Raw genomic sequence first — 21165 nt, 5'->3', positions numbered from 1 at the left:
AGGTACGGGGTACCCGGTGCGAGGTACGGCGCTAGCGCTCTGTCGAGCAGTCGTCGTCGGGCGGGGTGGTGCGCCCGGCGCGCGACGGGGGCGGGGCGGGGGAGAGGCGCCGCCCCGCCCTCAGGCTCGGCGCCACTCGGGGCCGGCCGGCGTGTCCATGACCTTGACGCCGAGGCGGTCGAGCTCGTCGCGGACAGCGTCGGCGCTCGCCCAGTCTTTCTGCTCACGTGCGACCATGCGTTCAACTAAGAGGTCCTCGACCTGCTTGCGTAACTTGTCATCGTCCGCGCCCGCGTCCGCCCCGCCCGCGGGCTCGCCGTATTCGGAGCGGACGACGCCGAGCAGCGCGTTCACGCGGTCGAGGAACGCCGCCGCCGAGGCCGCGCTCGCCGCCGAGAGCGGGGCGGCCCGGTGCGCGGCGAGGACCGCGTTCGCGCCCCGGTAGGCCGCCGCGAGGGCGACCGGCGTGTTGAGGTCGTCGGCCATCGCCGCGAGCGCCTCGGCCCAGGCCGCGTCGAGGTCGTCGGCCAGGACGTCCGCCCCGCCCCGCCCCGCTTCGAGCGCGTCGCGTGCGGCGTCGTCGGCCTCGCGGTAGCGGGCGACGTTTTTCTGGGCGTCGGCGAGCGCCTTCTGCGTGAGGTTGAACGGGCGGGCGTAGTGGCCCGAGATCAGGACGAGCCGGAGCGCGAGCGGGTCGACCGGCGCGCCCCAGTCCGCGCGGCCCGTCGGGGGCGGGGCGGTCAGGTCGCGGACGGTGAGGAAGTTGCCCTTCGACTTCGACATCTTCTCGCCCTCGACCTGGAGGAACCGCGTGTGGATCCAGTAGCGCGAGAACGGCTCGCCGGTCAGCGCCTCGGCCTGCGCGATCTCGCACTCGTGGTGGGGGAACCGGAGGTCCTCGCCGCCGCCGTGGAGGTCGATCGTCTCGCCCAGGTACTTCTGCGCCATCACCGAGCACTCGAGGTGCCACCCGGGAAAGCCCCACCCCGCCGCCGGTCCGTCGGTGAACGGGCTGAACCACTGCATCAGGTGGCCGGGGTCCTTTTTCCAGAGCGCGAAGTCGCGGGGGTCCCGCTTGTCGTCGTCGCGGACGACGTCGCGCGTGCCCTCCAGCGTCTCGGCGTCGGTGTTGCCGGAGAGCTTGCCGTAGTCGGGGAACGAGGGGACGTGGAAGTAGACGCCGTCGTCGGTCTCGTAGGCGTGGCCGGACTCGACGAGCGCCTGGGCCGCCTCGATCTGCTCGCGGACGTGCTCGGTCGCGCGCGGCCGCAGGTCGGGCTCGCGGAGGTTGAGGGCCTGCCAGTCCGCCTCGAGCGCCGCCGTGTAGTGGCGGGCGAGGTCCCAGACGGTCTCGAACCGCTCGCCCTCTTTCGACGCGAGGGCCTTCGCCATCTTGTCCTCGCCCTCGCTGTCGGCCACGTCGTCTTCGGTCAGGTGCCCCACGTCGGTCACGTTCGAGACGTAGCGGACGGCCCACCCCAGCGCCTCGGCCGTGCGGACCACGAGGTCGGCGGTCAGGAACGTGCGGAAGTTGCCGATGTGGGCGTAGCTGTAGACGGTCGGCCCGCACGAGTAGAACCGGAGGAGCGGCCGGCCGTCGTCGGTGAACGCGGCGGGCTCGACGGTCTCGACGCGCCGCGTGAGCGTGTCGTGGAGGCGGAGGGGCGGGGTGGTCTCGGACATGGGCGGGGGCGGACCCGGAGGGCGGGGCGGCCAACCTACCCGCCCCGCCCGCATCCGTGCCCCGGTTCGCCGAGGCTTGGCCGTTCCCCGTGGCCGCTGCGCCGCCGGGTAGCGCGGTCACCTCCGACGGCGCTGCGGTCGGGCGGGGCGGCCGCCCTGGATTCCCCCTGGCTGCGCCGAGGCTGTGCGATGTCCAGGAGAGGACCGCTCCGCCACGCTCTACCACACAGTCCTCAATACCGCGCCGACGACGTGTTGAGCCCGACGAGCAGGCTCAGCCGCGCCCCGCCTGCGCCGAGCACGACGGCCGCGTTCACGGGCACGCTCACGCCGTCGAGACGGGCGTTCACGCCGGCTACGAGCGCGAGCCCCAGGCGGACGTCGGCGCCCACGACGTCCTGGTCGCCCCGGCGGTCGGGCCTCTCGTGGACGCTCACCGACACGTTCGGCCCGGCGCCGACCTCGACGCCGCCCCGCGTCCGCAGACCGGAGACGAAGGTGAGGCTGGGGAGGAGGAGCCCGCGGTCGAGCCCGCTGAGGAGCGGGACGACCTCGGCCACGCCCGTCGCCCCGCTCGCGGTCTGGAACGTCTGGAACTCGAACTGCCACCCGAACTGCGTCACGACCGGGAACGAGGGGTCGATCCGGTCGCCCGTGCCGCCCTCGCGCGTCGCTTCGTTGATCCGCGCGACGACGCCCGGCGCGAGGTACGTCACGCCGACGCGCGGGCCGCTCTGGCGGTGCGGCCCGACCTGCGCCTGCGCGGCCGGCGCCAACATGACGAGCAAGACGAGGGCGGCGAGCGGGGCGGGCAACATGGCGGTCGGGGAGCGTGAGGTCCCAACGTCGGTCCCGGCCCGCCCCGCCCGTTGGTCCGCGCGGACGGGGCGGGGTGGTCCTTTCGGACCAGACGCGCGTAGGGCGGCGCGGCCGCCCCGCCCAGGTGCCTCCTGAGCCGGCGGCGCGCTGGAACCGGGCGGGGCGGGGCGGGCTTGCACCGCGCGGCGGGCGAGGAGCCCGCTGCCCACCACCCGACCCGCCGCCCGTGCCCGCCACCCCGCCCGGCCTCCGCTACGCCGACGACTCCCGCCCCGGCATCACCCGCGTCCGCCGCGGGACCGGGTTCTCGTACCACCGGCCCGACGGCGAGCTCGTGTCGCCGGAGGTCCGCGAGCGGATCGAGGCGCTCGCCATCCCGCCCGCCTACGACGACGTCTGGATCTGCCCCCTTCCCAACGGCCACCTCCAGGCGACCGGCCGCGACGCCAAGGGCCGCAAGCAGTACCGCTACCACCCGGACTGGGAGGCCCACCGGAACCGGCTCAAGTTCGACCGGATGGTCGGGTTCGCCGAGGCGCTCCCCGCCCTCCGCGCCCGCGTCGAGGCCGACCTGGCGGACGGCGGCACCGACCGCGAGACCGTGCTCGCGCTCTGCGTCCGGCTCCTCGACGAGACGCTAATTCGCGTGGGGAACGAGCAGTACGCGGCCCAGAACGGGTCCTACGGGCTGACCACGATCCGCGACAAACACGCCACGTTCGAGGAGAAAGGGGTCCGGCTGGAGTTTACCGGCAAGAGCGGAAAGACGCGGGCGCTGGCCGTCCGCGACCCGCGCCTCGCCGAGCTCGTCAAGGCGTGCCGCGACATCCCGGGCTATGACCTGTTCCAGTTCTACGACGAGGCCGGCGACAAGCAGGACGTCGAGAGCGGCCACGTCAACGGCTACCTCCAGGAGACGACCGGCGAGGACTTTTCGGCCAAGGACTTCCGCACCTGGGGCGGCACGGTCACGGCCGCCGAGCGCCTCGCCGAGCGCGGCGACGACCTCCCGGACGACGAGCTCGACGGCGCCATCGTGCAGGCCGTCAAGGACACGGCCGAGCGGCTGGGCAACACGCCCGCCGTGTGCCGCCAGTACTACGTCCACCCCGACGTCCTCGACGCCTTCCGCGAGCGCGACCTGGCGGGGCGGCTCCGGCGCCGGAACGCCGGCAACACGCCGAGGGGCCTCCGCCCGAGCGAGGCGGCCGTGCTCGACCTGCTGAAGGAGCGGGCGGGGTGAGGCCCGCCGTCGGGCGGGGCGGGGCGGCTAGAGGAGGACGGCGCGGAGCGCGGCGAGGTGCGCCGCGTCGTCAGAACAGCGCGCGCGTGGGGACGGAGAATCCGGGCACGGTCGCGCTCGCGAGGAGCGTCCCCACCTCCTCGTTGCGGTAGCGGCCGCCCTCCATCCGGTGGGCGACGACCGTCTCGTCGTCGGCGTCGACGATCCAGTACTCGGCGACCTCGTGGGCCTCGTAGTCTTCGCGCTTGACGCCGCGGTCGCGCCCGGCCGTGCTCGCGCTGAGGGCCTCGGCGACGAGGTCGGGGGCGGGGTAGACGAGCGTGTCGCGCCCGATCTGCTCCGCCTTGCCCGCCCCCCAGAACGCCACGTCCGGCTCGTAGTCGTTCCGCGTCAGCCCGACGAGCGCCTTCTCGGCGGCGACCACCCCGCCCACCGCGTTCGCGTCGTTGTAGGCGCGGAGAAGGGACGACAGACGGCCAACGACTTGGTTGTGGGCGTCTCGGGCGGGCGAGTGCATGACGATCTCTCCGTTGATGAACTCGGCCTTCGTGGACGGCGTGAGCTGGTCCCGGAACCGCTCACGCGCTTCGCCCTCCGCCCGGAGCGCGGCCCGGAGCGCCTCGACGTGCCGGGGCAGCGCGGGCGAGTCGAGGAGCGGCTGGAGGACGGCGTCGGGCATGGGTCCGGGGGCGGGGCGGTCGTCAGAATAGGGAACGCGCCGCGGGCGGGGCGGCGTCTGCCCACCCCGCCCACGCCGAGGGCGATCTCTGACCACGGGCGACCGCCGGTCGCCCCTACGCCACCCCGCCCACGGCGGGGGCGGGGCGGTCCCGGATGGCGTCGCGGGCGGGGTGGTGCATTTTGCCCGCTGCCCGCTGCCCGCTGCCCGCTGCCCGCTGCCCGCTGCCCGCTGCCCGCTGCCCGCTGCCCGCTGCCCGCTGCCCTACGCGGCCTCCGCCTCGGCGCCCACGAGCGCGAGCGCGGCCCGCTCGATCCCGTCCGGCCCGATGCCGACCTCGTCGTGGAGCTGCCGCTGCGTCCCGTGCTCGACGAACCGGTCGGGCAGCCCGAGCCGGACCACCTCCACGCCGTCCAGCGCGCCCGCGTCGGCCGCCCATTCGAGGACGGCCGAGCCCGCCCCGCCCTCGCGGACGCCGTCCTCGACCGTGACCACGCGCCGGAACCGGCCGAACACTTCGGTGAGGAGCGCGCCGTCGATGGGCTTGGCGAACCGGAGGTCGTAGTGGGCCGCCGAGACGCCCCGCGCAGCCAGGCGCTCGCGGACTTCGGGGACGTAGGTGCCGATGGCCCCGTAGGTCACGATCGCCACGTCGTCGCCGTCGGCGACGCGGCGGCCCTTGCCGATGGGGAGCGCCTCGAACCCGTCGCGGAGCGCCATGCCCGTCGCCGCGCCGCGCGGGTAGCGGATCGCGAACGGGCCGTCGTCGTGGCCGAGCGCCGTGAACATCAGGTCGCGGAGGTCCTGCTCGTCGAGCGGGGCGGCGACGACCATGCCCTGGACGGCCCTCATGATCGGCACGTCGAGCGTCCCGTGGTGGGTCGGCCCGTCGGCGCCGACGACGCCGGCGCGGTCCATGCAGAACACGACGGGCAGGTGCTGGAGCGCCACGTCGTGGACGACGCCGTCGTACGCCCGCTGGAGGAACGTCGAGTAGATGGCGCAGAACGGGCGCATCCCCTGCGTCGCGAGGCCGGCTGCGAACACGACCGCGTGCATCTCGGCGATGCCGACGTCGAACGCCCGGTCCGGCATGGCCTCCATCATGGTGCCCAGGCTCGTCCCCGACGGCATGGCCGCCGTGATGCCGACGACGCGCTCGTCCAGTTCGGCGAGCTCGACGAGGGCGTCGCCGAACACGTCCTGCCACTTGGGCGGCTTGGTCCCGGCCGCCGTCGGGACGGCCAGGCTCTTGCCCGTCACCTTGTCGAACGGGCTCGACTGCGCGTGCCACTTGACCTGGTCGGCCTCGGCCGGCGCGAATCCCTTGCCCTTGACCGTCAGCGTGTGGAGGAGGATCGGGCCGGAGAGCCCGCGGAGCTCCTTGAGGCGCCGGGCGAGCGTGACCACGTCGTGGCCGTCGGTGGGGCCGATGTAGCGGAACCCGAAGGCTTCGAACAGCATGCCCGGCGTGAGCACGGCCTTGACGCCGTCCTCGAGCCGCGAGGCTAGGCGCTGGAGCGTCCCCCCGCCCATGCCTTTGAGCTCGTCGAGCGCGCTCCAGACGCCGCCCTTGAGCGCGTTCCACCCGCCCGACGCCGAGAGCCCGGCGAGGTACTCGTGGAGGGCGCCGACGTTGGGGTCGATCGAGATCCGGTTGTCGTTGAGGACGACGAGGAGGTCGGTGTGGGCCGCGCCCGCGTTGTTGAGCCCCTCGAAGGCGAGCCCGCCCGTCATCGACCCGTCGCCGATGACGGCGACGACGCGCTGGTCGGTCCGCTTCAGGTCGCGGGCCTTGGCCATGCCGAGGGCGGCCGAGATCGACGTCGAGGCGTGGCCCACGCCGAACGTGTCGTACTCGCTCTCGGAGCGTTTGGGGAAGCCGCTGACGCCGCCGTACGTCCGGTTCGTCGGGAACGCGTCGCGGCGGCCGGTCAGGATCTTATGCCCGTACGCCTGGTGCCCGACGTCCCACACGAGCTGGTCGTCCGGCGTGTCGTACGCCCAGTGGAGCGCGACCGTCAGCTCGACGACGCCCAGCGACGCCCCAAAGTGCCCGCCGTGGACCGACACGATGTCGATGATGTGCGCGCGGAGCTCGTCGCAGAGCTGGGGCAGCCGCTCGACGGGCAGCGCGCGGACGTCCGCGGGGCGCTCGATGGTGGCGAGGAGGGGGCCGGGCGTGAGGGGCGGGACGGCCTCGGACATAGACGCTGGGGGCAGACCCAGGGGCGGGTAGCCAAAGATAGAGGGGCGACCGTCGGACACGGGGCCGCCGCGTGTGGTTTCAGCGCGAGTTGAAAGGGAAGTGGGAAGTGGGAAGTGGGAAGTGGGCGGGGTGGCGCCGGTTTTGTTCCACCCCGCCCCGCTCGGGCGATTGGCGAGGGCGGGGTGGTCGGAGGCGAGACTGCCATCAACTGGAGGCGGCGGCAGTTCCCCTCTTGGACACCGCGCAGCGTCGGCGAAGCCAAGAGGGCTAGGGGTGGTCGTTGGGCAGGCGGGGCGGTCTGACCCGGCGCCGCCTCGCCCATCGTGCCCTGACTACGGGCGACCGCCGGTCGCCCCTACGACGCCGCCCCGCCCAGCGAGGGGCACCCGTAGGGACACGACGTGTCGTGTCCAGGGCGAGCGGGGCGGTTCTGGACGCCGCGGCCCGTCACCGCCCCACCCCGCCCATTGCCACCCCGCCCCCGCCGGCGGCGGGGCGGTCTCGGATGGCATCGCGGGCGGGGTGGCGCATCTTCGCTGCCCGCTGCCCGCTGCCCGCTGCCCGCTGCCCGCTGCCCGCTGCCCGCTGCCCGCCTCAGCCCAGGCCGCGCCCGAACCCGCGCAGGAGCGCGAGGAAAAACGGGACGCCGCAGATCGCCGTCAGCACGCCGACGGGCACCTCCTGGCCGGGCAGCACCGTCCGCGCGGCGAGGTCGGCGAGGAGCAGGAACAGGGCGCCGCCGGCGAACGCGAGCGGGACGAGCCGCCGGTGCGTGGCGCCGATGAGGAGGCGGGCGGCGTGGGGCACGATGAGCCCGACGAACCCGATGACCCCGGCCGACGCGACCAGCACGCCCGTCGCTACGGCGGCGACGGCCACGAGCGTCCGCTTCAGCGCCTCGACCGGGACGCCCAGCGCCGCCGCCGGCTCCTCGCCCATCGTCAGCAGGTCGAGCGGACGCGCGAGCGCCCACAGCGCCCCGCCCGCCCCGAGCGAGACGGCCAGCGGCGCCCACACCTCCGACCACCGGGCGCGCGTGAGCGAGCCGAGCAGCCAGAACAGGACGGTCCGAAGCTTGTCCGGCTCGGGCGAGGCGTAGGTCACGAAGGCCGTCACCGACCCCAGGAGCGCCGACATCGCCACGCCGGCCAGCAGCAGCCGCGTCGTCGAGAGCGTCGGTCCGCGCCGGGCGACGGCGAACACGGCGGCCACGGCCAGCCACGCGCCGGCGACGGCCGCGACCGGCATCGACACGGCGCGCGAGACGACGGGCGGCAGGAAGCCGAGAAAGAAGAGGGCGGCCCCGGCGCTCGCCCCGCTCGACGCGCCCAGGATGTACGGCTCGGCGAGCGGGTTGCGCACGAGCGCCTGCATCGCCACGCCCACGACGGCGAGGCCGCCGCCGACCGAGAGCGCGAGGACCACGCGCGGGAGCCGGAGCGACCACACGATCGTCCGGTCGGTCGCCGTGCCGCCGCCGACGAGCGCGGCCCAGACCCGCCCCGCCCCCAGGTCCGCGCTCCCCCAGACCACGCTCGCCACGACGGCGAGCGCGACGGCGGCCCCCAGCCCGAGCGCGACGAGGGGCGTGCCGTGCGCGGCGAACGTCGAGCGGGGTGGTTTGGGAGGCCGCCGCCGCCGCTCGGTGCGGGCGGGGCGGTCCGGCGGCAGCCCCGCCCCGCCCCGCTCGCGGACGCGCCGTGCCCGGCCAGGCGGGGCGGGGCGGCTCACGCGGCGCCGGCGGCGAACGCCTCCGGGTGCAGGAGCCGGGCCAGCCGCTCCAGGCCCTCGGCGAGGCGCGGCCCCGCCCGGCTCACGAGGTCCGCGTCGAGCCCGTAGACGCGCCCGCTGCGGACGGCCGGGAGGTCGAGGAACGCCGGGTGTTTCTCGAACAGCCGCTCGGCGTCGTAGTCCGCCCCCCCGAGCACGACGACGACCTCGGGGGCCGCCTCCAGGATCGCCTCCTCGCTGGGCTGCGCCGCGCGGCCGGGGAACGCGTCGGTCACGTTGTCGCCGCCGGCCAGCCGCACGAGCTCGCTCGCGTGCGAGTCGCGGCCGAACGCGTACAGCGACTCGTCTCCGACCAGGAGCAGGACGCGCGGGCGGCTGTACGAGCGCACGGCCCGCTCGACGGCGCGGACGCGGTCCTCGAACGCCGCCGCCGCTGCCGCCCCGCCCGACGACGCGAGCAGCGTGTCGAGCGTGCGGAGCGCGCGCGGCACGTCGGCCACCTCGTCGAAGGCGAACAGGTAGGTCGGCACGCCGAGCGCGGCCAGCCCGTCGGCCTGGTCGGTCGGGTTCACGTCGTCGGAGCCGACTGCGAGGTCGGGGTCGAGCGCGACGACGGCCTCGGTGTCCAGCGGGTACGACTGGAACCGCGGGAGCCCGGTCACGGCCGGCGGGAAGTCGTCGGCGACGGCCACGCCCGCGAGCCGGTCGGCGCCTGCGGCGGCCACGACGAGCTCGGTGACGTTGGGGGCGAGCGGGAGCACGCTCCGCGGCGTCGCGTCCAGGTCGACGGCCCGGCCCAGGTCGTCGGCCACCCCGCCCGGCGCGTCGGCGCGGCAGCCGGCGACGGCCACGAGCGCGGCGAGCACGAGGAGGGCGGGGCGGGGCGGGCGCATGGGCGGGGCTGTCGGAGGCGGGGCCGCTCGGGGGCGGGGCGGAGCCGGCTAAGTTACCGGCCGCCCATGTCCGCCCTCGTCCTCCTCAACCCCGCCGCCGCCGACGGCCGCGCCGGCCGCCGCCGCCCCGCCCTCGTGGCCGCCCTCGCCGCGGCCGGCCTCGACGCCGACGTCGTCGCGACGCGCGGGCCGGGCGACGCCGAGCGCCTCGCTCGCGGGGCCGGCCGCGCCGCCCTCGTCGTGGCCGCGGGCGGCGACGGGACGGTCTACGAGGTCGTCAACGGCCTGACAGCCCACGGGCGGGGCGGCCCGGCGCTCGGCGTGCTCCCGCTCGGCACCGGCGACGACTTCGCGTCGGCGCTCGGCGTGCCGCCCCGGCTGGACGACGCGGCGCGGGTGCTGACCGCCACCCCGCCCCGCCCGCTCGACCTGGGCGAGGTGACGTGGGACGACGTCGCCGGCGCCCACGTCCGCCGGTTTGCCAACGCCCTCGGCGCCGGGTTCGACGCCCACGTCGCGTGGCTCGTGGCGGAGACAAAGTGGCTGGGCGGCCGGGCCGCCTACCTTGCCGCCGTGCCCCGCGCGCTGTGGGCGTGGCGACGGCCCACCGTGTCTGCGCGCGTGTCCGTGGGCGGGGCGGTCGTGTTCGACGGGCCGCTGTTCCTGTGCGAGGTGGGCAACGGGCCGTCCGTCGGCGGCGGGTTCCGGCTCACGCCTGACGCTGTGCTCGACGACGGCCTCCTGGACGTGTGCCTCGCCGGCCACCTCACACCGACCCGGGCGGTCCGCCTCCTGCCCCGGTCACTCACGGGCGCCCACACGGCGGCCCCCGAGGTCGTGACGGGGCGGGGCCGGCGCGTCGAGGTCGAGGCCACCGCGGGCCCCCTCACGCTCCACGCCGACGGCGAGGTGCTCGCGCTCGACGCCCGCCGCGTCCGCGCTGACGTGCTCCCGGGCGCCCTCCGGGTCGTCGCCCCGGCGCTCGCGGGCGGGGCGGGGCGGGGGCAACTCCTTATGGCGGCGGGGGAGTACGATTCGTAACCTGGTGCAAACCCGCGTCCGCCTCTTTCCCCTCGGAGCATGAGTCAAAAGCGCATCTTCGTCGTCGACGACGACCCCAAGATCGGCGAGCTTTTCGCCAAGGTCCTCACCCGCGACGGCTACGCCACCCAGGGGTTCACGTCCGCCGAGCCGCTGCTCCAGGCCGTCGACGACGGGACGGCCCCGGACCTCGTGCTCACGGACCTCATGATGCCCGACGTCTCGGGCATGCAGCTGATCGAGGCGCTCCGCAAGCGGGGGCTTACGATCCCGGTCATCGTCATGACCGCGCACTCGTCGGTCCAGACGGCCGTCGAGGCCATGCGGCTGGGGGCGTTCCACTACCTCCAGAAGCCGGTCAACCTGGAGGAGATGCGGGCGCTCTTGGCCAAGGCGCTCGACCTGTATGAGGACAAAAAGGAGCTCCAGGAGATCAAGAAGGTCCGCAAGAAGAAGCACTCAGTCGGCCGCATCATCGGGACGAGCGGGCCGGTCCAGGCCGTCCGCGACACGATCGAGACGCTCAAGGACATCCCCAACACGACGGTCCTCGTGCGCGGCGAGACGGGCACGGGCAAGAACCTCGTGGCCCAGACGCTCCACTACGCCTCGAAGTGGGCCGGCGGCCGGTTCATGGAGATCAACTGCGCCGCGCTGCCGGACAACCTCCTGGAGAGCGAGCTGTTCGGGTACGAAAAGGGCGCCTTCACCGACGCCCGCGCCGCCAAGCCCGGCCTCCTGGAGGTGGCCGACGGCGGCACGCTGTTCCTGGACGAGATCGACTCGATGAGCCTCGGGCTCCAGGCCAAGCTCCTCAGCTTCCTCGAGAGCCGCCAGTTCCGGCGCCTCGGCGGCACCGACGAGATCAAGGTGACGACGCGGATCGTGTGCGCGACGAACGCAAACCTCCAGGAGAAGGTGGCCGAGAAGGAGTTCCGCAAGGACCTCCTGTTCCGCATCAACGTGGTGTCGGTCGACCTCCCGCCGCTGCGTCGCATGGGCAACGACGTGCTCGCGATCGCCGAAAAGGTGGCCAGCGGGTTCGCCGACGAGTTCGGGAAGCCGTTCGAGGGCTTCACCGACGCCGCCCGCGCCAAGCTCACGGGCCACGAGTGGCCGGGCAACGTGCGCGAGCTGCGGAACGTCCTGGAGCGGGCCATGATCTTCGCCCAGACGCCGACGCTGGACGCGGGCGACCTCGTGCTGCTCCAGACGGATGCCTTCGACGGCGCCGAGTCAGACGCCGACACGTTCCGCTTCCGCGCCGGGGCCTCGCTCGAAGACCTGGAGTACGAGTACATCAAGCACACGCTCGCCAACAACCGCTCGTCGTCCTACGCCGACGTCGCCAAGCTCCTCGGGATCTCGAAAAAGACGCTCTGGGAAAAGCGCAAGCGGTACAACCTGGACGAGGAGATCGAGGAGATGACGGCGTAGAGTGGAGGGATGGAGGGATAGGGGATGAAGAGGGAGGGGCGGGCGGCTCCCTCTGCTCGTCCCTCGTATCCCTCCGTCCCGCATTCCTCCCCACCGATGACCGACCAGCAAAAGACCGCCCTCGCCGACCGCCTCGCCGCCCCGCCCGCCGCGGGTCCGCGCTCCTCGGGGCCGCCCCGCCCGAACGGCGAGGGCGGGGCGGAGGCCTCCCCGCCCGAGCGGCCGGGGCGGGGCGGGGACGGGCTGTCCGGGGCGCTCGAACGGATGGTCGGCGCTGGAGCCGCCCGGTTCGGGCTCAAGGCCGACCGCACGGGGCCGGGCGACGCCTGCGCGCTCGCCCCGACGCTCGCGCGGATGATCGACCACACGGCGCTCAAGCCCGACACCACCGAGGCCGACGTCCGCGCCCTGTGCGCCGAGGCCCGCGAGCATTGCTTCGCGAGCGTCTGCATCAGCCCCGTCTGGGTGCCCGTGGCCGCCGAAGAGCTGGCGGGGCGGTCGCCGCTCGTGTGCACGGTGGTCGGGTTTCCCCACGGCGCCAACCGGACGGCGACCAAGGCGTTCGAGACCGAGCAGGCCGTCCGCGACGGGGCCGAGGAGATCGACATGGTCCTGGCCATCGCGCTCCTCAAGTCCGAGCGCTACGACGACGTCGAGGCCGACATCCGCGCGGTCGTCGAGGCCGCCGCGGGGCGGACGGTCAAGGTCATCCTGGAGACGGCGCTCCTGACCGACGAGGAAAAGGTGATCGCGTGCGTGCTCGCCCAGAACGCCCACGCCGACTTTGTCAAGACCTCGACCGGCTTCGCGTCGTCGGGGGCGAGCCCGCAGGACGTGGCCCTCATGCGCCGCGTCGTCGGCGACACGATGGGCGTCAAGGCGTCGGGCGGGGTGCGGTCGGCCGAGGACGCGCGCGTCATGGTCGAGGCCGGGGCTACGCGGCTCGGGGCGTCGGCGGGCGTCGCTATTTTGAAGGGGCTCACCTCGACCGACTCGTACTAGTCGGGCGGGGTGGGGGATGTGAGGGACGGGCAGAAGCGCCTGGTCCCGCGTCCCTCTGCCCCTCGACTCCTCCCCGCCATGCGCCCGCTCCTCGTCCTCGCCGCCGCCCTCACGCTCTCGGCGTGCGCCACGACCGCCCCGCCCGGCGGCCCCGCCCCGCCCGACGACGAGGCGCCCGCGCCGGGCTACCCGGCGTATGAGACGTTCGACCCGTCGGGCTACGACGCCGAGCCGGAGCGCCGCACCGACGTCGAGCACGACGTGCCGGAGAGCGTCATGGCCGGCCGCGTCGTCGTCCCGGGCGGGGCGGCCCCGACGCCCGCCCCGCCGCCGCCGGCCGGCGCGCGCGAGGTGGAGGTGGACGGGTACCGCGTCCAGGTGTTTTCGAGCAACAGCCGGGGGGCGGCCGAGCGCGTCCGCGCGCAGGCGCTCGCGTGGTGGCAGGGGGCCAAGTCGCAGGCCGGCGCGCCGGCCTCGCTCAAGGCCAGCGTCGTGTACCTCCAGCCGTACTACCGCGTCCGCCTCGGCGCCTTCGCGACGCGCGAGCAGGCCGATGCTGCGCTCCGGCTCGTCCGCGACGAGTTCCCCGAGGCATTCCTGGTGGCCGACCGGGTGACGGTGGGCGGGTAGGGCGGGGTGGTCGACCGCCCCGCCCAAACGGCTTGAGCGGGGTGGACTGTCGTCCCTTACGCCCCGCCCACCTCGATCTGCGCGCCGTCCCAGCCCCACGACGTCTCCGCGAACACGGCCCGCGCCGCCGCGAGCCCGTCGTCGGACGCGTCGGGCGGGGCGTGGACGAGGACGAGCCGCCCCGCCCCGGCGTCGGCCGCGACCTGCGCTGCCTCCTTGGGCGAACTGTGGACGCCCGGCGTCGACCCGGTAGCCTCGTGGATCAGGAGGTCGGCGCCGCGCGCGAGGTCAGCGACAGCGTCTGTTGGCGCGGTGTCGCACGAGTAGGCGACGCGCATGCCGTCGGCCGCGAAGCACAGGCCGATCGTCGGGACCGGGTGGTCAACCGGCGTCGCCGTGATTTCCACCCCGCCCAGGTCCACGACGTGGGCGCCGGGGGCAGCCTCGACGTCGTGGTAGCGGATCTCAGGCAGGCCCTCCCAGCCGTCCGTGCTGAAGACGGCGAAGAGCGCGCGCGCCTTGGCCAGCGTCGGCGCTAGGCCGTAGACGTCGATGGGGGCAGTCCGCCCTCGGAGCCACATCTTCTCGACGAGCAGCGGGAAGCCTGCGAGGTGGTCCGGGTGCTCGTGCGTGAGGACCACGGCGGTCAGGTCCTCCGGCGCCAACCCCGCCGACAGCATCCGTTGGCCCGCGTCGCCTCCGCAGTCGACGAGGACGGTCGTCGGACCGTGCTCGACGGTGAGCATAGTCGTGGTGCGGTCGGGGCCGCCGTCGGCGGAGCCGGTGCCGAGAAGGTGGACGGTCATGGGGCAGGGGCGGGGCGGCTCCGGGGACGTGTCGCTCAGGATACCGCCCCGCCCGCGGGAGAGGGCAGGGAGAAAGAGAGCGGGGAGAAGAGGCGGGGACGAGAAGAGGACGGTCCGCCCCGCCCGGAAGAGGAAGCGGACCGCCGCCCGACCACCCCGCCCACGTCGAGACGAACAGGCCGAGGCGGAAGCGCGTCGCCCTTTTCCTACCGCTTCCGCTCGACGACATACGCGCACAGCCCGACGAGCGCGTCGCGGGCCGGCGACGGCGGGAAGGCGAGCAGCGCGTCGGCGGCGTCGGCCGCCAGCGCCTCCATCCGCGCCCGGGCCGCCGCCGTCCCGCCGGTGCGCTCGACGAACGCGAGCACGTCGCGGACCTCGGCCCGGCTCTTCCGCCGCTTGCGGACGATCCGGCGCACGCGCCGCGCCTCGGCGGGCGGGGCGGCGTCCAGCGCGGCGATGAGCGGGAGCGTCATCTTGCGGTCCTGGAGGTCGAGCCCGGCCGGCTTGCCCACGCTCGCCGCGCCGTCGTAGTCGAACAGGTCGTCGCGGATCTGGAACGCGAGCCCGATCGTCTCGCCGATGGCCTTGGCGCGCGCCACGGTCTCGTCGTCGGCCCCGGCGCTCGCGGCGCCGGCCGCGAGGCAGGCGGCGATAAGCGAGCCCGTTTTGTCGGCGATGATCTGGAAGTACCGCTCCTCGGTCATGTCGAGCCGCCGGGCCGTCTCGATCTGGAGCAGCTCGCCCTCGGACATCCGCCGGACGGCGTCGGAGACCACGTGGAGCAGGTCGTAGTCGCGGTCGTCGAGGGCCAGGAGGAGCCCGCGCGACAGCAGGTAGTCGCCGAGCAGCACGCCCACCTTGTTTTTCCAGAGCGCCTTCACCGACGGCACGCCCCGCCGCTCGTCCGACTCGTCGACCACATCGTCGTGGACGAGCGTGGCCGTGTGGAGCAGCTCGACGAGCGTGGCCGCCCGGTACGTCCGCTCGGTGATGCCGCCGGCGAGCTCGGCCGAGAGGAGCACGAGCGTGGGCCGGATCTGCTTCCCCTTCCGCTTGAGCAGGTACTGCACGACGGCGTCGAGCAGCCCGACGCGCGAGCGCATGGCGTCGCGGAACTGGCGGCGGAACACGCGGAGGTGCTCGTCGACCGGCGCCCGGAGCGCGTCGAGCCCCACGGGCACGGCGTTCGCGACGGCGGCGGGCGGGGCGGGGCCGGTCGAGCCGTCGCCGTGCGGCATGTCGGGCAGGGCGGCGAGCGTGTCGGGCGGGGGAGGCATCAGCGAACTTTCAGTCTCGGGTGAAAGCCGGTACTCCCCGACCGACGGCAAGTTGCAGGAGCGGAGAGGAATGGGCGGGGCGGAGGGATGGGGAATGGAGGGATGAGAAATGGGCAGAGGGACAAGCCGCCCCGCTCCTGGCCAGGAAGGCCGACCCAGAGGGCGGGGTGGTTGCCGGCGCGGGCGGGGCGGCCTGGACAGGAGACAGGGCCGTTACGCTCTAGACCCTCGTGACGTATAGACCTTCAAAGTGAACGTCATTCCCGCGCAGGCGGGAATCCAGGAAGGGCGGGCGGGGCGGCCGGCTCCGCCTGGACGGCAACTCGGGCGTCGTCATCGAGACTCTTGGCGAGACGCCGTCCCCACGGGGTCGCTCCGCTCAGGATGACAAGTGGTAGCAGAACGTAGCAGCCCCGCATGCCAGGACGGGATAGGACCCGATGGGCGGACCCAAGGGGCGGGGTGGTTGTCGACGCGGCCTGGGCAGGAGCCGCCCCGCCCGGTGGCGGCGCCCGTAGGGACACAGCGCACCGTGTCCGGGGCGGGCGGGGCGGTCTGAACAGGCACCACCCCGCCCCGCCCATGCGCCCCGCCCGACGGCGTTGCATGCAACGCCGCTACAGGACGGTGCCACAGGGAGCATGCCTCGTGCCCGCTTTATCTGCTCATCCCTCCTCTATCCCTCAATCCCCTATCCCTCCACCCCGCCCGCCAGCCCCGGGTACAGCGCCAGGCCGACGGCGCACCGCGCGCAGCGTCCCTCGTCGCAGTAGGCCCGCGCGAGCTGGTGGAGCCCCTGCGATTCGAGCGCCCCACCCGGCCGGAACCCGGCGTCGCGGAACCGGCGTGCGACGCGGTCCGACGCCGCCGGGAGCGCGTCGAGCGCCTGCGCGACGGCGTCCTCGGCCGCCGGGCTCTCGCGCTGCTCAGCGTCCAGGAGCAGGACCGGGAGCACGGCGTCGACCCAGACCGTCCGCGCGCGGTCGGCGCCCAGCCGCGGGCCGCGCGCGGCGGGGGCGGGGCGGACCAGGTCGAGAGCGCCGTCGAGGCCGCGCCCGAGCGCCTCGGCGAGGCGCGCCACGGGCTCGTCGCGGAGGAGGCCGCCCCGCCCGAGGAGCGCCGCCGCCTGGACGATGCGCGTCCGCGGCGCGTTCGCCGGCCGCCCGCCGCGACGCCACGCCTCAGGCCGCATGGCCGCCCCGCCCAGCGCGGGCTCCACGCCGGCCGCCGCCCCGCCCGCGTCGAACAGGTCGGGCGCGTCCAGGCCCGAGAGCGCGAGGAGCCGGTCGCGGACCTCGACCTCGCTCTCGGGCGGGGCGGAGAGCGCAAAGCGGCGGGCGAGCTCCTCCATCGCGTCGGCGTTCGCGGCGTAGCCCAGCGCGCGGAACACGCGGGCGACCAGGAGCCGGTCGAGGTCGGGCCGGTGCCCGTAGGCGCGGCCCAGCGCCCGCGTCCGCTCGCGGAGCCGCTGCACGCCCAGCGCCCGGACCCACGCCCGCACGACGCCCGCGTCCACGTCGGGCCACCGGGCGGCGCAGTGCGGGGCCTCGCGCGGCTCGACGTAGAACGCGCGGAGCAGCGACCGGAGCGAGCGGTCGAGGTGGGGGAGCAGGACGAGCTCGGGGAGCGCCGACCCGTCGCTGCGTCGGAGCGTGCCCGTCCGGCGGTCGGCCGCGAGGACGACGTGCAGGACCACGCGGCGGTAGGCCGGGTCGGCGTCGTGGCCGTGGCTCTCCCACTCCGCACTCGTGCGGTGGATCTCGACGTCGCCGGCCCAGACGAGCCCGCCGATCTCGACGCGAGCGCCGGCCACGTCCGGCCCCGAGTCCCGGTTGAGGCGGCCCCGGTCGATCACGCGGACGACCTCGCCATCGGTCGTCCGCAGCGCGCGGGCGTCGAACAGGCCACGGACCCAGGCGTCCTGGATCAGGGCCTCGGGGACGCGGGCCGCGACCTCGGCCGCCCCGCCCACGGGCGGCTCGTGGACGGCGCCGGCAGCGCGCGGCGTCTGGGCGGGGCGGGGCGGCGGGTCGGGCATGGCCGCTAGACCCGCCGCCCCGCCCGATCTACCCCTCGTCGTCGGCGGTGCCCTGCGAGAGCGTGCGGTCGACGAGCCAGACGAGGGCGCCCTTGGGCGCGACGTAGGCGATAGGCGGGCCGTCAGTCTCGCCGTCGTAGGCGTCGAGGACGTCGCCGAAGGCGGGCCGCTTGGCCTCGCCGTGGGCGGCCACGAGGCACAGCCGGGCGCCGTCGAGGACCGGGAACGTCAGCGTGAGCCGGTCGCGGACGGCGGCGCTCGCCGGCGCCGTCGTGTGGACCACGCGGCGGCCGGTCTCGCTGAGGGCGGGGCTGCCGGGGAAGAGCGACGCCGTGTGCCCGTCGTCGCCCATCCCCAGGTGGAGGACGTCGAACCGGACCTCGTCCCCGAAAAACTGCGCGAGCGCCTGCTCGTAGATGACGGCTCCTTCGTCCGGCGGGCACTCGCCCGGCATCCGGTGCACGTTGGAGTCGGGGATGCCGGCGCGGTCGAGGAGCGTCCGCTTGGCGAGCGCGTAGTTGCTCTCGGGGTGGTCCTTCGGCACGCACCGCTCGTCGCCCCAGAACACGTGGACGCGGCCCCAGTCAACGTCCTCCGCCCCGCCCAGGCGCTCGTAGGCGGGGGCGGGCGTCGAGCCGCCGGTAAGGCAAAGCGTCACGCGCGGCTGGGCGTCGAGCGCGGCGCGGAGGGCGCGGGCCGTCCGGTCGGCCAGGGCCTCGGCGACGGCGGCGGGGGAGGGGAGGACGACGATCTCGGCGTTCATGGCGGCGGGGTGGTCGGGACGGGGGGCAGAAGGCGCATACGATCCAGGCGCCCGTTTGGATCGGGGGCGGGGCGGCCGCCCGTGCGCTCGACTCGGCAACCGCTCCGCCCGCACGGGCGACCGCCGGTCGCCCCTACGGTTCCACCCCGCCCACGGCCCGGGCGGGACGGGGCGGGGCGCCTGCGCCGCTACACCGCTTCCTCGGCCGGCGGCGTCGCCTGGACGAAGCGGTCGGCGGCCTCCGGCCCCCACGTGCCCGAGGCGTAGACGGGGACGTCGCCGTGGTCGAGGAGAGGGGCCACGATGCGCCACGCCTCCTCGGCCTCCTCGGCCTCGACGAACAGCGACGGGTCGCCCTCGGCGATGTCGCGGAGGAGCGTGTCGTAGGCCTCGGGAAAGTCGCCGAATGCCTCCTCGTAGTTGAACGTGAGCGCCTGCGTCGCCACGCCGAACCCCTCGCCCGGCGTCTTGACGTCGAACGTGATCTGGAACGCCTCGTGCGGCTGGAGCCGGATGCGGAGCACGTTGCGGACCGGGGCCGCGTCGGTCGGCTGGAACAGGGCGACCGGCGGCTGGCGGAACACGACAGCCACCTCGGTCAGCTTCTCCGGCATCCGCTTGCCGGTCCGCAGCACGAACGGGACGCCCTTCCAGCGCCAGTTGTCGACGTGGAGGCGGACGGCCGCGAACGTGTCGGTCGTCGAGCCCTCGGCCACGCCCTCGTGGTCGCGGTACGCCTCCTTGCCGTCGCCGGCGCCGTACTGGCCCAGCGCGGCGTCGTCGGGCTCGGCCTGGCGCGTCGAGCGGAGCACCTTCACGCGCTCCGCGCGCAGGCCCTCGGCGTCGAGCCGCGCCGGCGGCTCCATGGCCGTGAACGCGAAGATCTGCATGAGGTGGTTCTGGATCATGTCGCGGACCGTCCCGGCCTCGTCGAAATACCCCGCGCGGCCCTCGGCGTCGTTCGTCTCGGCCACCAGGATCTCGACGCGCTCGACGTGGTCCCGATTCCAGACCGACTCGAAAAGTGTGTTGGCGAACCGGACGACGAGCAGGTTCTGGACGGTCCCTTTGCCCAGAAAGTGGTCGATCCGGTACACCTGCCCCTCGGTAAAGTGCTCGTGGACGACCGCGTTCAGCGCCTCGGCACTCGCGAGGTCGGTCCCAAACGGCTTCTCGATGACGAGGCGGACCCACGGGGCGTCGTCGTCGAGGTGCTCGCCGACGGTGCCGCGCTCGGCCTCGTGCTCGCCGAGCGCCGTGATCGTGTCGGGGAACGCGTCGGGCGGGAGCGCGAGGTAGTAGACGCGGTCGCCGTCCAGCCCGCGCTCGTCCTCGAGCGTCCGGGCTGCCTCGAAGACCGGGTCGAGCTGGTCGTACCCCTCGACGCGCGCGAACCGGAGCGTTTTCTCGGCCCACGCGCGGGCGTCCGATTCGTCCACCCCGCCCTCGGTGATCGCGTCGACGGCGGCGTCCTGGAGCCGCCCGTCGTCCCAGTCGGAGCGGCCGACGCCGAGGACGGTCGCGGTCTCGGGCGCGTCGTCCCGCGTCGTGGTCCGGTAGAGGGCGGGGAACAGCTTGACTTTGGCGAGGTCGCCGGTGGCGCCGAAGAGGACGAACAGGGAGGGCTTCATGGCGGGGGCGGGGTGGGAGGGGCGGGGTGAATGACCGGGCGGGGCGGGAGGTTCGGGGTACGGGGTACGGGGTACGGGGTACGGGGTACGGGGTACGGGGTACGGGGTACGGGAGGGCGTGGGCGGGGCGGCGTCCGTTTTGTTCCGCCTCGCCCAGGCGCGGGCGGGGCGGCCACGACCAGCGCAGTGGTCGACCCGAGGCGGCGGCAGTCCCCCTCCTGGACACCGCGCAGCGTCGGCGCAGCCAGGAGGGGCTAGGGGTGGTTGCCGGGCGGGCGGGGCGGTCGGGACGAGCGCCATCCCGCCCGGCGTCACCCCGCCACGGCGTGGGCGGGGCGGTACGCGCCCGAGCGGACACACACGCGTGGCGTCTCTACGAACCCGGGCCGTCGTGCCCGCCCCGCCCATCGTGCCCTGCCTACGGGCGGCCGCCGGTCGCCCCTACGACGCCGCCCCGCCCCTGCACCCTGCGGGCGGGGCGGCCGAACTGGATACACTGCCGTTCGTTGACGGCCGTTATCCTCCCGGACCCTCACCCACCCCGCACATGAACACCACGTTTGCCCCGCCCGTCGCCGCGCTCGGCGACGACGCCCGCGCCGCCTTCCTGGTGCGGACCTACACGCACCTGCTCGGCGCCATCCTCCTGTTCGCCGGCATCGAGATCTTCTTCTTCACGTCGGGCCTCGCGATCCCGATGGCGCAGGCCATGCTCGGGGTCAACTGGCTCCTCGTGCTCGGCGGGTTCGTCATCGTGAGCTGGTTCGCCTCGTCGGCCGCCGTGCGCGCTGAGTCGAAGGCGGCCCAGTACGCCGCGCTCGGCGCGTTCGTGCTCGCCGAGGCCATCATCTTCGTCCCGCTCCTGGTGCTCGCGGCCATCAACGTCGGCCCGAGCGTGATCGGCGCTGCCGCCTGGACCACGCTCATCGGGTTCTCGGTGCTCACGGCCATCGTGTTCTTTACCGGCAAGGACTTCTCGTTCCTCGGCGGCCTCGTCAAGTGGGGGATGGGCCTCGCGCTCGTGGCGATTGTGGTCGGCGTGCTCACCGGGTTCAACCTGGGCACGTGGTTCTCGGTCGCCATGATCGGGCTGGCCGGCGCGGCCATCCTGTACGACACCTCGAAGGTCCTCAACGAGTACCCCGAGGACCGCTACGTGGCCGCGGCGCTCACGCTCTTCGCGTCGGTCGCGCTCATGTTCTGGTACGTCCTCCGGCTGTTCATGAGCCGGCGGTAACGCGGAGGCGAGGCCCACAGCTTCGCCCGCCCCGCCCATGGCT

Annotated in this window: 17 protein-coding genes; 6 read left to right on the top strand and 11 right to left on the bottom strand. The window is 74.5% G+C overall.

Annotation, left to right across the window (positions count from 1 at the left end; all coding sequences use genetic code 11):
- Positions 1-120: 120 nt before the first annotated feature.
- Both cysS and RM540_RS09050 read right to left on the bottom strand, forming a co-directional pair.
- Positions 121-1683, bottom strand: a complete 1563-nt coding sequence (cysS, locus tag RM540_RS09055; RefSeq protein ID WP_311663302.1) for a cysteine--tRNA ligase — start codon at positions 1681-1683, stop codon at positions 121-123.
- A 233-nt stretch (positions 1684-1916) separates the two neighbouring features.
- Positions 1917-2501, bottom strand: a complete 585-nt coding sequence (locus RM540_RS09050) for a hypothetical protein (protein ID WP_311663301.1) — start codon at positions 2499-2501, stop codon at positions 1917-1919.
- A 227-nt stretch (positions 2502-2728) separates the two neighbouring features.
- Here RM540_RS09050 and RM540_RS09045 point away from each other — a divergent pair, with 227 nt between their 5' ends.
- A complete protein-coding gene (locus RM540_RS09045) occupies positions 2729-3745 on the top strand; it encodes a DNA topoisomerase IB (RefSeq protein ID WP_311663299.1) in 1017 nt (338 codons plus the stop codon).
- 70 nt (positions 3746-3815) lie between these two features.
- On the opposite strand, the gene RM540_RS09040 is transcribed toward RM540_RS09045, so the two are convergent.
- From RM540_RS09040 to RM540_RS09025, 4 genes are all read right to left on the bottom strand, one after another.
- Positions 3816-4424: a Uma2 family endonuclease gene (locus RM540_RS09040; protein WP_311663298.1), complete on the bottom strand. Its 609-nt coding sequence runs from the start codon at positions 4422-4424 to the stop codon at positions 3816-3818.
- Positions 4425-4688: 264 nt separating this feature from the next.
- Complete coding sequence (gene dxs / locus RM540_RS09035; protein ID WP_311663297.1) at positions 4689-6632, bottom strand: 1-deoxy-D-xylulose-5-phosphate synthase; 1944 nt, start codon at positions 6630-6632, stop codon at positions 4689-4691.
- A 595-nt stretch (positions 6633-7227) separates the two neighbouring features.
- Positions 7228-8364, bottom strand: coding sequence for a FecCD family ABC transporter permease (locus RM540_RS09030; protein ID WP_311663296.1), 1137 nt, complete (start codon positions 8362-8364; stop codon positions 7228-7230).
- Positions 8361-9257, bottom strand: coding sequence for an ABC transporter substrate-binding protein (locus RM540_RS09025; RefSeq protein ID WP_311663295.1), 897 nt, complete (start codon positions 9255-9257; stop codon positions 8361-8363). Before RM540_RS09025 ends, RM540_RS09030 begins: the two co-directional genes overlap by 4 nt.
- A 66-nt stretch (positions 9258-9323) precedes the next feature.
- Here RM540_RS09025 and RM540_RS09020 point away from each other — a divergent pair, with 66 nt between their 5' ends.
- The 4 genes from RM540_RS09020 (at position 9324) to RM540_RS09005 (ending at position 13367) form a co-directional block, all read left to right on the top strand.
- Positions 9324-10298, top strand: a complete 975-nt coding sequence (locus RM540_RS09020; protein WP_311663293.1) for a diacylglycerol/lipid kinase family protein — start codon at positions 9324-9326, stop codon at positions 10296-10298.
- 39 nt (positions 10299-10337) lie between these two features.
- Positions 10338-11735, top strand: a complete 1398-nt coding sequence (locus tag RM540_RS09015) for a sigma-54-dependent transcriptional regulator (protein ID WP_311663291.1) — start codon at positions 10338-10340, stop codon at positions 11733-11735.
- Positions 11736-12089: 354 nt separating this feature from the next.
- Positions 12090-12737 carry a deoxyribose-phosphate aldolase gene (deoC, locus tag RM540_RS09010; RefSeq protein WP_349256311.1) on the top strand — a complete coding sequence of 216 codons (648 nt, stop codon included), beginning with the start codon at positions 12090-12092 and terminating at the stop codon, positions 12735-12737.
- Between the two features lie 78 nt (positions 12738-12815).
- The gene (locus tag RM540_RS09005) at positions 12816-13367 is read left to right on the top strand and encodes an SPOR domain-containing protein (protein WP_311663287.1); all 552 of its coding nucleotides are present in this window, start codon (positions 12816-12818) and stop codon (positions 13365-13367) included.
- A 56-nt stretch (positions 13368-13423) separates the two neighbouring features.
- On the opposite strand, the gene RM540_RS09000 is transcribed toward RM540_RS09005, so the two are convergent.
- The 5 genes from RM540_RS09000 to zwf form a co-directional block, all read right to left on the bottom strand.
- Positions 13424-14173: an MBL fold metallo-hydrolase gene (locus RM540_RS09000; RefSeq protein ID WP_311663286.1), complete on the bottom strand. Its 750-nt coding sequence runs from the start codon at positions 14171-14173 to the stop codon at positions 13424-13426.
- A 206-nt stretch (positions 14174-14379) separates the two neighbouring features.
- Positions 14380-15453 (bottom strand): polyprenyl synthetase family protein, encoded by a 1074-nt coding sequence (locus tag RM540_RS08995; RefSeq protein ID WP_311663284.1) that lies wholly within the window; start codon positions 15451-15453, stop codon positions 14380-14382.
- A gap of 691 nt (positions 15454-16144) precedes the next feature.
- A complete protein-coding gene (locus RM540_RS08990) occupies positions 16145-17491 on the bottom strand; it encodes a DUF2851 family protein (RefSeq protein ID WP_311663282.1) in 1347 nt (448 codons plus the stop codon).
- 28 nt (positions 17492-17519) lie between these two features.
- Positions 17520-18254: a 6-phosphogluconolactonase gene (gene pgl / locus RM540_RS08985; RefSeq protein WP_311663280.1), complete on the bottom strand. Its 735-nt coding sequence runs from the start codon at positions 18252-18254 to the stop codon at positions 17520-17522.
- Positions 18255-18442: 188 nt separating this feature from the next.
- A complete protein-coding gene (gene zwf, locus RM540_RS08980; RefSeq protein ID WP_311663278.1) occupies positions 18443-19885 on the bottom strand; it encodes a glucose-6-phosphate dehydrogenase in 1443 nt (480 codons plus the stop codon).
- A 547-nt stretch (positions 19886-20432) separates the two neighbouring features.
- Between zwf and RM540_RS08975 the strand changes: the two genes are divergently transcribed.
- The gene (locus RM540_RS08975) at positions 20433-21122 is read left to right on the top strand and encodes a Bax inhibitor-1/YccA family protein (protein WP_311663276.1); all 690 of its coding nucleotides are present in this window, start codon (positions 20433-20435) and stop codon (positions 21120-21122) included.
- The last annotated feature ends 43 nt before the right edge of the window (positions 21123-21165 follow it).

The sequence above is a fragment of the Rubrivirga litoralis genome, from assembly GCF_031846415.1.
Lineage (GTDB): Bacteria > Bacteroidota > Rhodothermia > Rhodothermales > Rubricoccaceae > Rubrivirga > Rubrivirga litoralis.
Note: the sequence above shows the minus strand (reverse complement) of the source record. Positions and strands in the feature narration are given on the sequence as shown.